Raw genomic sequence first — 12,691 nt, forward strand, 5'->3', positions numbered from 1 at the left:
AGGGCAACTAATTTCTAATGTCATATCACGCTATGGGAAACACTTCTCTAATTATAGCTTACTCCGATCCTTTCCTTCAGGGCACTACCCAAATTCAGACCCGAACGGTGTTAAATGTCGCATGGGCCCGCACTCTATTCAGGAAATAGAAGACCCTGGAAGCAAGGTAAATTTAAATATTGGCAGTTGGCCTGTAGTTGGTACTTTGAAACCAGGGCAGAATTTTGAAATCTATCTGGGCCCTAGCGGATTGGGGGTTTTGTACGATGCCCAACGTCAACCTTGGTTTTTTATAGAAAAAAGTGAGGGTACTGGCGGGCCGAGTAATTGTTTTGTTCAGGCTAACAGCAGTTTTGTGCAACCCGTACAGCCTCAGTAACCTTGATAAATAATATTTGCTAGAGTCTCGGATTGTTCTAACAAGATATATTTTTTTACCGCAGAGGGCGCAGAGGACACAGAGGAAGAGTGGAAGGGAGGGGATAAGTAGTCTTAAAGCGTTCATTTCTGCGTTGGCTGCGCTATCTGCGTGTATATTTGTCAAAAAGTACCGGGAGGGATTGAAAAATGACGAAGATGCGGATAGGGCTGTTATTCGGCGGGCGATCGGGCGAACATGAAGTCTCTATTAGTTCGGCGCGGGCGATCGCCCGGGCCCTCGCTGCTGAGGAAAATGCCTCTAAATACGAAGTTCTGCCCTTTTATATCCAAAAAGACGGCTGCTGGCTGTCGGGAACATTACCGCAGCAAGTTTTAGCCGCCGGAAAACCTCTGGAAATAGAGTCGCAAGCAGGAGAAGCTTGGCAGTTTCCTAATTTTAATGGCGTAGATGTTTGGTTTCCTGTTTTGCACGGCCCTAACGGCGAAGACGGTACGGTGCAAGGGTTGCTGAAATTATTGCAAGTTCCTTTTGTCGGTTCCGGGGTTTTGGGATCGGCGGTGGGAATGGATAAAATAGCCATGAAAATGGCTTTTGCTCACGCAGGTTTGCCGCAGGTAAAATACATCGCTGTCAACCGTTCCGAAATCTGGTCGAATCCTTGCGTTTTCCCCAAACTGTGCGACAAAATTGAGGCTGAGTTGGGCTATCCTTGCTTTATTAAACCAGCTAATTTGGGTTCGTCTGTGGGCATTTCTAAGGCTCGATCGCGCGCTGAGTTAGAAGCCGCTCTCGACAGCGCCGCCAGCTACGACAGGCGGATTATTGTGGAAGCTGGTGTGGTTGCTAGAGAGTTAGAATGTGCGGTTTTGGGCAACGACAACCCCAAGGCTTCAACGGTGGGAGAAATTTCTTTTCAAAGCGATTTCTACGACTACGAAACTAAATATACCGAGGGACAATCAGAGTGTTCTATCCCGGCAAAAGTCAGCAGCGCGATCGTCTCGCAAATCCAAGAAATGGCTGTGCAAGCATTCTTAGCGATAGACGCCGCCGGTTTAGCGCGGGTAGACTTTTTCTACCTTGAATCAACCGGAGAAGTTTTGATTAACGAAATTAACACTTTCCCGGGATTTACAGCTACCAGTATGTATCCGCAAATGTGGGCGCACGATGGTATTTCTTTCCCCGAATTAGCAGACCGTTTAATTCAATTAGCTCTCGAACGGCACGGCGAAAAAGCTTGAATCTAGAGCCTAAAACGGTTTTCCTAAAAATAGCAAAAAATAAGTTATTCCGCAGGTAATATATCCATACCAGCGTCAACGAGATAACATGGTTGTGGCAGGCAATGCCTGCCGGCAGCCCTATTTCCGATTCGGGTCGAGCAACTGGGAATTTTCAGCAGCCTGGTATAAATAAATGCTCAATAAAATGGTTAACAGAAAACGGCAAATAGCAGTGTCAATCTCCTATCTGGCATCTCAAATTTTAACTCGGTTAACTTAGATGAGACGTTTCACTCAACTGCCGCAGTGGTGGACTTACGGACTGTTATTTCCTCTAGCGGTACTCAACTGCTGGTTAGCCCTCCTAGTGTTTGAATATTTTCGCGCTCTGATTACTGTTTTGGTAATCGCTACGGTGTTCTCTTTTTTGCTAGATTATCCAGTACGCTTTCTGCACAAATACGGGCTGAAGCGCGATCGCGCAGTTTTGTCGGTATTGTTCGTAACTTTACTGATATTGGTGGTTTTAGGTGTGACTCTGGCTCCGATTCTGCTGAACCAAATCACTGAACTGGCGACTCGATTGCCGACTTGGATAGTTTCTGGTACAGAACAGATTGAAGCGTTCCACAAGTGGGCGGAAAATCGCCGTCTTCCTATTGATGTTAGCGGTTTGACTACTCAATTGAGCGATCGACTTTCAACTCAATTGCAGTTTCTCACCGGCGAAATCCTCAAATTTGGCTTGGGTGCAGCAGACAGTGTGGTGAATTTTCTGCTGACAATAGTTCTGACATTCTACTTGCTCTTGCACGGCGATCGCGTGTGGGAAGGATTGTTTAAGTGGTTTCCCTCCAAACAGAGCCTGCAATTGCGGCAGTTGCTGGCGCGAAGCTTCCACAACTACTTCGTCGGACAAGCAACCTTGGCGGGTTTGATGGGACTGTCGATGACGGTGGCTTTTTTAATTTTGCGAGTTCCCTTCGGGCTGCTGTTCGGTTTGGGCGTGGGTGTAATGACGATGATTCCCTTCGGAGCACCTTTTAGTATTTGCGTTGTCAGTTTGCTGATCACATTAAACAACTTTTGGCTCGGTGTGACAGTTTTAGCTGTCGCGACAGTCATAGAGCAAGTAATTGAAAGCGGGGTTGCTCCTCGATTATTAGGTGGTTTTATCGGTCTCAATCCGGTGTGGATTTTAGTTTCTCTGCTAGTGGGAGTTAAGGTGGCCGGACTAGCAGGTTTGTTGGTTGCTGTACCGATGGCTGGTTTTATTAAGAATACTGTTGATATTTTGGAAACTTCGAGGAACAAGTCGAGGAAAATTGATGCGGTTAGTTCCATTGAAACTACGGAGCAATAATACTATTTTAGATTTGAGATTGAAAAATTGGGAATGATATCGCAGCCTGTAAAATAACCCTTATCAGGTTCGATCGTTCGGACTTCAGTCCTCAGAAAATTATGAGGACTGAAGTCCGAACGATCGAACGAATTAGATTGCAGGTTCGATCGTTCGGACTTCAGTCCTCAGAAAATTATGAGGACTGAAGTCCGAACGATCGAACGAATTAGATTGCGGTCGTGACCGCTGATATCATAGGACTGATTCCATGAAGATTTCTTCGGAGGAAATGCGGAATATGCGGGTCGGCTACCGTAGTTGGTATTATCGCAGGGTGTGGCAATTCGCCAGCGATCGCCCTGGGCGATCGCGCTGACAACCTAAAATCAACAATTTGCCTGCAACAGTCTGGTTTCTACCCCAGCCTGTAGGGTAAATCCCACCACCCAAACACATCTCATAAATGTTTCAATTAAAATGAAAGAACCTTGAGTTCTAAGTTAATTGCACGGTAGTGCTAAAACTACCAAACCATAATTATAAGTCTCGCCCATTCTCTTACCAAATTAATACTATGTCAACCCCCAAAAAGTCTAATCAAATTCAACCTTCTCGCCGTTTTTCTGTGCCGAAAAAACTTGCTTTTTTATCCCTAGTCTTGCTCGGCTCCACGGCAACTGTCGGCTGCAACGCCCTAAATTCGCAAGTTCCTGGCAGTTCTAATGCTATCAAAGCCGAACAACCTGCAAGCGCGGCGCCAATCTCAGCTTTACCTGCAAATATATTGCCGAATCAAGACTCTAATTTTGTGACTAAAGTAGTGCAGGAAGTCGGCCCGGCAGTGGTACGAATTAACTCGTCTCGCACAGTGAAAAACCAAGCTCCAGAAGAGATTCCCGAACAATTCCGCCGCTTCTTCGACCCAGATTCTCCGATTGGGCCTCAGCCCGGAAATCGGGTACAAAGGGGATCTGGTTCGGGTTTTGTTTTTGGTTCCGACGGCCGCATTTTGACGAACGCTCACGTTGTTGATGGCGCCGATACGGTGACGGTAAAACTGAAGGATGGCCGCGAATTGGCTGGCAAAGTTTTGGGTGTAGATACAGTTACTGATGTGGCTGTTGTTAAAGTTGAGGCTACCAATTTGCCTGTGGTGAATTTGGGTAAATCTGAAGATTTACAGCCGGGAGAATGGGCGATCGCGATCGGCAATCCCCTCGGTTTGGACAATACTGTGACAGTCGGTATTATTAGCGCTACAGGCCGTTCTAGCGCCGATGTGGGCGTTCCCGACAAGCGCGTCAGCTTTATTCAAACCGACGCCGCCATCAACCCCGGCAATTCCGGCGGCCCGCTGCTGAACCAGCGCGGTCAAGTTATCGGCATGAATACGGCGATTATTGAAGGGGCCCAAGGGTTGGGTTTTGCGATTCCGATCGATCGGGCGCAACAAATTGCCAACCAATTAGTAACAACCGGAAAAGCCGAACATCCTTATCTCGGCGTTCGGATGTTGACCATTACTCCCGAAGTCAAAGCAGAATTCAATAAAAATCCCAACCCCAAATTGAGGCTGACTGAAGATAAAGGCGTGTTAGTTATGGGAGTTGCGAAAAATTCTCCGGCGTCACAAGCCGGAGTGCGCGTGGCCGACGTGATCAAGAAAATCAACGGTACAGAAGTTAGCGATGCTGGCAGCGTACAGCAAATTGTGGAGCAAAGTACCGTAGGCAAGGATATGCAGCTTGAGTTGAGTCGCGGCGGACAACCTGTGACTGTGGCCCTGAAAGCTGGTGCTTTTCCAGCGAATCAAAAGCAGTAGTCCGACAGTCTGGCAGGGGTTTAAACCCCTGCCTCAAAGCGAAAGTCCTCTCAAGAGGACTGATACTAAGTTACTGTCAATAAAAAGTTTTAAAACTTGGTATAAAAAGGGAGTAATTATCAGTCGGTTTTAACCGACTTGTGCTTTGAGACGGGGGTTTAAACCCCCGGCGGGATGTCGGGGATGCTAGTTATACTAAATTACCAAAATTTCTATTTGTGATTAAGAGGTATAAAAAATGGCTCACATCAATTTGCGCCGCCCCGAAAATATCAGCGGTAATTTCTACGTAGATAGTAGCTGCATTGACTGCGATACTTGTCGGTGGATGGCACCGGAAGTATTTACTCAAGCCGGAGAACAGTCTGCGGTTTACCAACAGCCCACAAACGAAACAGCAGAAATGCGAGGTCTCGCGGCTCTTTTGTCTTGTCCCACAAGTTCGATCGGCACTGTTGAAAAACCGAAAAATATCAAAGAAGTTCAGCAACATTTGCCCGCACTCGTAACAGAAAATATCTATCACTGCGGCTACCACTCAGAGAAATCCTACGGCGCGGCCAGCTATTTAATTGTCCGCCCCGAAGGAAATATTTTAGTTTATTCTCCCCGTTTTGTACCGCCGCTAGTCAAAAACATAGAAGCAATGGGTGGCATTCGCTATCTGTATTTGACTCACCGCGACGATGTGGCAGACCATCAAAAATACCGCGACCATTTTGGGTGCGATCGCATTCTCCACACCGACGAAATTAATGCTGGAACTCGCAGTGTAGAAATTCAATTATCGGGCAGCGAGCCGCATCAAATAGCAGATGATTTGTTAATTATTTCCGTACCGGGTCATACGAAAGGTCACACGGTTTTGCTTTATAATAACAAGTTTTTGTTTAGTGGCGATCATTTGGCTTGGTCAGAAAGTTTGCAGCATTTGATTGGTTTTCGGACAGCCTGTTGGTATTCTTGGCCGGAACAAATCAAGTCTATGCAGAATTTGGCTCATTATGAGTTTGAATGGGTGTTGCCGGGGCACGGCCGCAGGTATAATGCCGATCGAGAAACGATGGGCGAGCAAATGCAGAAATGTGTTGCTTGGATGGAGGTTCATTAAATAAGGACTAAAGTCCTTACTACAAACTCGGCGATCGGTTCGTAGTAAGGACTTTAGTCCTTTCCAAAAAAGTTGGTAGTCATACCAAAACCGATTAGATTGGAATGATAGCGATCGCGCGATCGTCCAGCTTGACTTCGGGGGCCCAAGGAAGAAGGACTAAAGTCCTTACTACGAACTTGTTTTTTAGGCCTTCGGAATGGCTACCAAGGTGATAGAATTAGAGGGGTAATTTGCCCCAAAACCAGCAGCGCTGACACTTAAATCGCTCTGACGGACGATCGCCCGCAAATTCGCCTCGCTGTAGGTGTAAACTTGAGCTTTGGCGGCGGGGTTAAAGCCTTTCAGACTCAAGTTGCCGGTCAAGTTTTTGCTGGTTTTGTTAATGATTACCAGCGTCAAAGCACCGTCGCCCGTGCGTTGCGCTCCGTAGATTGACAAAAGCCCCTGATCCGTGCTGTGCGATCGCACCCAAGTATCGCCGTATCTACCGCCCTTACCGTCATAATTCATGTAAGTTCGGAAGGCATAGGCCCCCGGTTCCGAGGACTTCGGAGGCCCCCACAGCGTCGCTAAATCCAGTTGTTCCCGCCCAAAAATCCCCAGGATATCAGCTTGAGTCAAGGCGCCGTTCATCGACTCCAAACCGCCCCAATTGTATTCAGTAATTGCGACCTTTGTACCGGGATAATCTTGCTTTACCCACTCTCGAAATCGGGGTATAATTGTTAGCGGCGGATTGTATTTACCAATCCAACTTTCATCAGTATAAGTGCTGTCCCACAGCGAACGAGTCGATCGCAACCGGGCTGCTTGCGTCTTAGCATCGCCGGCGGGACAATTCGCCAAACACAGGTCATCGACGAGAGGATAGTAGTGTTCGTCGAAATAGTCGAGAAGCCGAACGCCTTTTTGCTGTTCGTAGGCGCGCATTTGCTGCAAGTACCACCGCGCAAACCAGACGCCGCCGTGTTTTTCGCGATCGCCTTTTACCAGAGAATCCACATAAACCGGCCAGCCAAAATCCGACGGCCCGAGTACCTTAGCGGTGGGATCTGTGGCTTTTACCATTGACGCATATTGGAAAGTGCGATCGCGCAATTCGTCATAACTTGTCGGTTCGGGATGAACGTCGCGGTGAGTGTTTCCCCAGCCGCTTGGTTCGTTGTCCATTTGATAAATTTGTACGCCGCCCGATTCAGCAGTACCGTGGGTTTTAACTAAATGTTGAACCCAAGCTTTTTGGAAATCTGGGTTACTGACAATACTAACATCAAGGCGGTTATTATTAGTAATTAAAGTGCCGTCGGGACGCTTCCCGTTGCCGCACTTATCGCCTTCGGGAAAAATGTAGGGATTGGTTTTTTCTTGCGCGCCGTATTTGGATACTCGAAAGCCGCAGTTCCAGATGCTCAATTTATTTACATAGCCAATTATCGGGATTGTAACGATGCTTTTACTGCCGTTTGTGCGGTTAGTTTTGACAATTTTATCGATAGAATCGCCGGGAATCGGGTTTTTGTTGTCGCCGCCGCCGACGAAAAAGAAGTCATCGCCGCTGTTGGAAGAATCGACTAACCAGTTGTAGCGGCTGGTGTGATTGGCGCCCCAGCGTTCCACCGGAATTCGCAACTCTTTGGCGAGGGCGGGATCTAGGGCAAAATCGTTCATACCGTAGATGTCGGGACTGATGGAATGGCGATCGGCTGTAACATCAACAGATAAGGTGGGATTGGCTGTTTGGGCTATACTATTTTTGATATAAGCTGTTGTTAGGGCGATCGCCAAAGCGGCGATTAAACCCAATAAAAATAGGACAAGCCAACCAGGTTTATTTTCGGGAGACTGCCATAAAAATCGTGGATTCATTAATTTTGTGATATAGTGTTTAATAGAGCTTGTTTAAAATCTACTGCATTTTTGTAATAAATTTCAGGATTGTCGATTAAAGCTAAGTCGATTACCTTTGCTAGCGGTTTGGGAATTGTAGAAGTGCGATCGCAAATTGGAACAGCATCACATTGCAAAACAGCCAAAAACGGGTCTTGGCCCTGCAAATTGCGCGGCAAACACCCAGTCAACATCGCATACAAACAAGCCGCCGCCGCCCACACATCAACCTCCGGTTTTGCATACTTAAAATCAATCACCTGCTGTCGCGGCATAAAACCCAACGTCCCCACCGCACTTCCCGTCAGAGTTTGACCGCTTAATCCCGCCAAATCAAAAGCCTTTGCTAAGCCATAATCTCCAACCTTCGCAACTTGTTTCCCGCCCACATTCGCCAGAAAAATATTCCCCGGCTTCAAATCGCGGTGAATCAAACCGCGTCCTTTACCAAAACTGCCATCAGCCAATTTTACCTGCGGAATTTCCGCATTGTGCGTGTAAGACAAACCATCTAAAACTTGCAAAATAATCGCCACAGCTTCATCCACAGGCAAAGTTCCGACACCGCGTTTTGCCATCAAATCAACAACGCTGCCACCATTGCAGTATTCCATCGTAAAAAAGAAAGTTTCATCAGCATAACCAGACTCTTTTAAACTTACCACATGGGGATGTTTTAAATACTTCATATTTTCAACTTCCCGCAAAAACCAATTGACAGCCCGCTGATTCGCCGCTACTTTTGGCAGCATTACTTTCAGCGCAATTTGTTCTTTTGTCCGCTTGTGTTCTGCCAGATACACTAAACTAAAACCACCCTTACCCAACTCTTTTAGCAACACATAATCGCCGAGAACTCCGATATTCTTGTCATTACCGACAGCTTTTAACAGAAAAGCTTTCAGCATTTCCCACAGTTGCGGTTGATTTGGGGGAATAGTCGGGGGTTTTTCCGATTGGATAGTTTTAGCAATTTCCGGGTCAAGGGCAATGCCAACTCGAAAGGAAGTATCGCTGAGTGTAAATTCATCTCCCCCCTGCAAGTCAAATTCAGGGAATTGGATATTTGCGGCTTCTTCGGGAGTTTGATGTGCTTCTCGCTGACCAATTTTTTCGCCGTTAACAAACGTACCATTTTTGCTACCAAAATCCCGCACTCGGATATCGGGAGGATTGATATCTAGCAAGCAGTGATAGCGGGAAATAGTGCGGTGTTTGTCATCGTCGGGAATTTTTGGATAGCAATCTTTGGCGCGGCCGATGATGCAAGTTGTGCGGGATTCAAAGGTGAATTCTTGACCTTTGAGATTGCCTGCGGTGATGGTGAGGGTGATTTTTGAGGTCATTTTAATTTAGGATTAATTCTAGAAACCGGGTTTTTGGCAAAAATATTGCATCACAGCCTTAAATCCTGGAAAAACCCGGTTTCTTTGGTCGAAATGAGTAAGTTTTGTACGCATAAATTGCGCCTTATTTCCGTAGGGATACGGCACTGCCTTATCCTCAATGATTAATTACTCCTCACTCAACATTTACATTTTCAAACAAAATAGGTTGAATTCGACTCAACACTTCCTGAATTACATCTCGCGGACATTCACTAATAAAACTTGCTTGCCTTGCGCGATAATCTAAAGAACGCAGTTGGTCTGTCATAATTAAACCTGTTACCGCTTCACCTTCGGGAATCGGAACATAAAACGGATTTTTGCGTTGTGTGTTGCTAATAGGGCAGACAAAAACAAACCCCATTTTTCGGTTAAATTTAGTTTGACTCACAACCAGTGCAGGTCTAATTCCCATTTGTTCGTGTCCTGCTTGGGGGTCAAAATTGAGGCGAATGAAATGACCTCGTTCGGGAATATAGTTTACCAAACTTCTTCTCCTTCTGGTTTTCCCCAAGAGACTTCTTCGCTAGATTCTATTTCGCCTGCCAATAATTCATCTAGAGTATATTTTGAGATTTTATTATTGACCAGCTCTACGACCAGTTTCCCATTTTCTATGCTGCAAATTACTGAATCATTGTCTTTCAGGTTGAGAAATTTTACAATGTCGTCGGGTATTGGTAAAGCCAAGGAGTTACCGAGTTTGCTGATGTGTATTGTTGCTGTCATACATTTGCAATGTTAACGCTCAGGTCTATCTATTATAACAGATGGCGTTCAACTTCAACATATTTGCATATTTATTAGCCCCTCTTTTGTTTTGCTTGACTCACTGCAATCTCTGTCTTTAATCCTAAAGTTTCAACCGCCCAGTCAGTTCCTAATTCAGGCTGCGTTAATTGAATTATGTTTTTCATGAAAATTCCTTGAAGTGCTAGGAAGCTACTGCAAAATCCGTGTACTGCCGCATTCCAGGCTCATGAAATGCCAATACAATATCTTCCTTGGGAACCCCTGCACGCACTAAATCTGTTGCGATTCCATCTTCTGTCCAGTCTTCCTCAATCCAGAATTTGCCATCGCGAATCCGAACGTAGACAGTCATCCCAGTAATGCGTTCTCCCTTTTGCCAGCCAAGATTCATCCACATATAATGACCGTTTTGTGCGTCGGTAATTAAGAAGGTTTCGATGTCTGGTTGAGGACGGCGATTGCACAATTCTATATATTCGGTTAAAATGCGATCGATTAATTTGGGATACTCTGTTAGTTTATCCATTGTACTATTTCCTCTACTTCTGTATTGACGACTATTAGGGGAAGTTGATGTCTGTTTACGATTAATTGAATTGGGGGTGATGGGTGGGGCGACAGAAACCGGGTTTCTTCCTAAATCTCGGTGATGATACATAAATTATCGCAGAAACCCGGTTTCTTGGATGTAGCACGGTGCTCAGAAACCGGGTTTCTTCCTAAATCTCGGTGAGGATGTTTAGATACTCGTAGAAACCCGGTTTCTTAGATTTTGCGCGGTGCTTATGGAGTTTGGAGGCTGTTGGTGGGGAGTCAGAAACCGGGTTTCTTCCTGAATCTGGGTGATGATGCGTAAATTATCGCAGAAACCCGGTTTCTTAGATTGATTTTACTTTGATTATTTGCTCGTTATGTCCCGACAACCCCGTCGCAAACGTAGACTAGGTAAGGCTTCGTGGTTTTGGGCTTGGTTATAAATCTTTACGAAATCCTGTAACGCTTAGATGTTACACTTTACAAGTCTTGACGCGAGAGAATACAACCCAAACAAACAAAACAATCCCTTCCCATCCACCAACCCCCAGGGAGGTGTCCTGGTGCTTTGGTGTTAAATTTTAGATTTTTGTAGTACAACCATTCTTCATTCACGCGCCATCCTACCCGATCGCCAAAAGCTTCCCATATTTTACTATCATATTCCCTAGTTCCTCCCAAACTTTGATAGATGCGCTTCTGCACCGAAAAGCCGAAGCGCCCATCGCTGTATTGTACCCAAAGTTCGTCAATAGTACGCAAGTCCTCGCAGGGAAATTTATCAATACTTTCTGTCTCTAGCCATATTTCTTCTTCCCTACCCGCCACCTTCAACATCACTCTCGCCGTTTCCTTATCGGATTCTTTCCACTTTCCTGCTGCTAATAAATTCCGCAAGTTTATATAATCCATTCCCACGGCTGAAATCACTCGCGTAGTCTCAGTAGCCACAGATTTCAGCATCACTAAATCTAACAAATTAAATTGCACTGTCTCCGCCTTTTCAAGCATCCCTAAATCCAAAGCAGGTTTTTTAGGCATCACCAAATCCAACCATTCCTGCACCGACTGCGGGCGATTTGGCGGTTCCAACTCCATCCCTTTCATAATCGCCGCATTCACTCTGTCGCTAATCTCAGAATTGAATTGCTTTGGCGGAGTTAAAGGAATATTTTGCTTCCTGAATTGCGAGGGAAAGGGCAACTCACCAGTCAACATGACATAAAGCGTTGCTGCTAGGGAATAAACATCAGTATAAGCACCAAGTTCGCCCCGTTTTTCTGATAATTCAATAGGTGCGTAAGACTTTGTACCGGAATTAGTATTTGTCCTCAATTTCCCCGGTGTCGTCGCCTGTCGCGCTATGCCAAAATCAATCAAAACTGCTTCAAAACCCCGCTTTCTGAGCATAATATTTTCGGGTTTAACATCAAGGTGAGTAAGTCCCTGCTGGTGAACAAAACTCAGGGCGCTTCCGGCTTGTTGAATTATTGGCAAAGCTTTCGCTTCGGACAAAATGCCGTTATCTTCGAGATATTCTGCTAAGTTAGTGCCGTCGATTAATTCCATCACCATGCACCACAATTGGATATTTCCGACCATTTCGGAAAACACTCCGTAAACTTCGACAACGTGGGGATGATGGCACCTGGCTAAAGATATAGCTTCGTTAAGAAATTTATCCTGTAATTCGCGAAAGTTGGGTTTACCTTGAACGTTGGCATTTAGGGTTTTGATGGCGACTACTTTATTTTCTTTGGGTTGTTGGGCGCGGTAGGTGACTCCGAATGCGCCGCCACCGAGGATGGCTTCGATGATGTACTTGCCGTTTTGGAGTTGTTGTTCGGGTTCCCAGTGCCTCATGGCGGGTATGTGGGGGTGGAGAGGATGGTTTTGATTATAGCTGAGATGGGGGAATTTTGGTTGAGGGCTTTGGGTGAGGTTGAGAAACCGGGTTTTTTCGGAGGTTGTCGGCGGTGGCGAAAATTCTCATAAAAACCCGGTTTCTTGAGGCCTTGGGTGAGGCGAGAAACCGGGTTTTTTCGGGGTTTTTGGGTTTGAGTTAGGTATTGTCGCAAAAACCCGGTTTCTTGGAGTCTTCGCGTGAGGCCAGAAACCGGGTTTTTTCGGGGTTTTAGGGTTTTAGTGGGGTATTGTCGCAAAAACCCGGTTTCTTGGGGCTTTGTGCGAGGTTCAGAAACCGGGTTTTTTCCGAGATTTAGGTGACAGTTTTAATTTGG

10 protein-coding genes and 1 pseudogene are annotated in these 12,691 nt (G+C 45.9%); 5 read left to right on the forward strand and 6 right to left on the reverse strand.

What is annotated here, in order from left to right; all coding sequences use genetic code 11:
- The 5 genes and pseudogenes from JGK39_RS20110 to JGK39_RS20130 all read left to right on the forward strand — a co-directional run.
- A pseudogene (locus JGK39_RS20110) lies at positions 1 to 379 on the forward strand (hypothetical protein); the annotation flags it as partial.
- Between the two features lie 188 nt (positions 380 to 567).
- Positions 568 to 1,626 (forward strand): D-alanine--D-alanine ligase family protein, encoded by a 1,059-nt coding sequence (locus tag JGK39_RS20115; protein WP_293248266.1) that lies wholly within the window; start codon positions 568 to 570, stop codon positions 1,624 to 1,626.
- 262 nt (positions 1,627 to 1,888) lie between these two features.
- The gene (locus tag JGK39_RS20120; RefSeq protein ID WP_293248263.1) at positions 1,889 to 2,971 is read left to right on the forward strand and encodes an AI-2E family transporter; all 1,083 of its coding nucleotides are present in this window, start codon (positions 1,889 to 1,891) and stop codon (positions 2,969 to 2,971) included.
- A 556-nt stretch (positions 2,972 to 3,527) separates the two neighbouring features.
- Positions 3,528 to 4,775, forward strand: coding sequence for an HhoA/HhoB/HtrA family serine endopeptidase (locus JGK39_RS20125; RefSeq protein ID WP_293248260.1), 1,248 nt, complete (start codon positions 3,528 to 3,530; stop codon positions 4,773 to 4,775).
- Positions 4,776 to 5,013: 238 nt separating this feature from the next.
- Positions 5,014 to 5,886, forward strand: a complete 873-nt coding sequence (locus JGK39_RS20130; protein ID WP_293248257.1) for an MBL fold metallo-hydrolase — start codon at positions 5,014 to 5,016, stop codon at positions 5,884 to 5,886.
- A gap of 186 nt (positions 5,887 to 6,072) precedes the next feature.
- Here JGK39_RS20130 and JGK39_RS20135 read toward each other — a convergent pair whose 3' ends face one another.
- The 6 genes from JGK39_RS20135 to JGK39_RS20160 all read right to left on the reverse strand — a co-directional run bounded on the left by JGK39_RS20135 (position 6,073) and on the right by JGK39_RS20160 (position 12,314).
- Positions 6,073 to 7,755, reverse strand: a complete 1,683-nt coding sequence (locus JGK39_RS20135; RefSeq protein ID WP_293248254.1) for a glycoside hydrolase family 44 protein — start codon at positions 7,753 to 7,755, stop codon at positions 6,073 to 6,075.
- Complete coding sequence (locus JGK39_RS20140; RefSeq protein ID WP_293248251.1) at positions 7,755 to 9,122, reverse strand: protein kinase; 1,368 nt, start codon at positions 9,120 to 9,122, stop codon at positions 7,755 to 7,757. The genes JGK39_RS20135 and JGK39_RS20140 overlap by 1 nt, the downstream gene beginning before the upstream one ends.
- Before the next feature lie 175 nt (positions 9,123 to 9,297).
- Positions 9,298 to 9,651 (reverse strand): type II toxin-antitoxin system PemK/MazF family toxin, encoded by a 354-nt coding sequence (locus JGK39_RS20145; protein WP_293248248.1) that lies wholly within the window; start codon positions 9,649 to 9,651, stop codon positions 9,298 to 9,300.
- Positions 9,645 to 9,893, reverse strand: coding sequence for an AbrB/MazE/SpoVT family DNA-binding domain-containing protein (locus tag JGK39_RS20150; RefSeq protein WP_293248245.1), 249 nt, complete (start codon positions 9,891 to 9,893; stop codon positions 9,645 to 9,647). Before JGK39_RS20150 ends, JGK39_RS20145 begins: the two co-directional genes overlap by 7 nt.
- Positions 9,894 to 10,098: 205 nt before the next feature.
- A complete protein-coding gene (locus tag JGK39_RS20155; protein ID WP_293297225.1) occupies positions 10,099 to 10,443 on the reverse strand; it encodes a XisI protein in 345 nt (114 codons plus the stop codon).
- 488 nt (positions 10,444 to 10,931) lie between these two features.
- Positions 10,932 to 12,314, reverse strand: a complete 1,383-nt coding sequence (locus tag JGK39_RS20160; protein ID WP_293297228.1) for a serine/threonine-protein kinase — start codon at positions 12,312 to 12,314, stop codon at positions 10,932 to 10,934.
- Positions 12,315 to 12,691: the final 377 nt, after the last annotated feature.

Origin of the sequence: Microcoleus sp. PH2017_12_PCY_D_A (genome assembly GCF_020738565.1) — a bacterium.
GTDB lineage: Bacteria > Cyanobacteriota > Cyanobacteriia > Cyanobacteriales > Microcoleaceae > Microcoleus.

Coding starts and splice junctions, on each gene's coding strand:
- JGK39_RS20115 (WP_293248266.1), top strand. CDS start 568: ATGACGAAGATGCGGATAGGGCTGTTATTCGGCGGGCGATCGGGCGAA.
- JGK39_RS20120 (WP_293248263.1), top strand. CDS start 1,889: ATGAGACGTTTCACTCAACTGCCGCAGTGGTGGACTTACGGACTGTTA.
- JGK39_RS20125 (WP_293248260.1), top strand. CDS start 3,528: ATGTCAACCCCCAAAAAGTCTAATCAAATTCAACCTTCTCGCCGTTTT.
- JGK39_RS20130 (WP_293248257.1), top strand. CDS start 5,014: ATGGCTCACATCAATTTGCGCCGCCCCGAAAATATCAGCGGTAATTTC.
- JGK39_RS20135 (WP_293248254.1), bottom strand. CDS start 7,755: ATGAATCCACGATTTTTATGGCAGTCTCCCGAAAATAAACCTGGTTGG.
- JGK39_RS20140 (WP_293248251.1), bottom strand. CDS start 9,122: ATGACCTCAAAAATCACCCTCACCATCACCGCAGGCAATCTCAAAGGT.
- JGK39_RS20150 (WP_293248245.1), bottom strand. CDS start 9,893: ATGACAGCAACAATACACATCAGCAAACTCGGTAACTCCTTGGCTTTA.
- JGK39_RS20155 (WP_293297225.1), bottom strand. CDS start 10,443: ATGGATAAACTAACAGAGTATCCCAAATTAATCGATCGCATTTTAACC.
- JGK39_RS20160 (WP_293297228.1), bottom strand. CDS start 12,314: ATGAGGCACTGGGAACCCGAACAACAACTCCAAAACGGCAAGTACATC.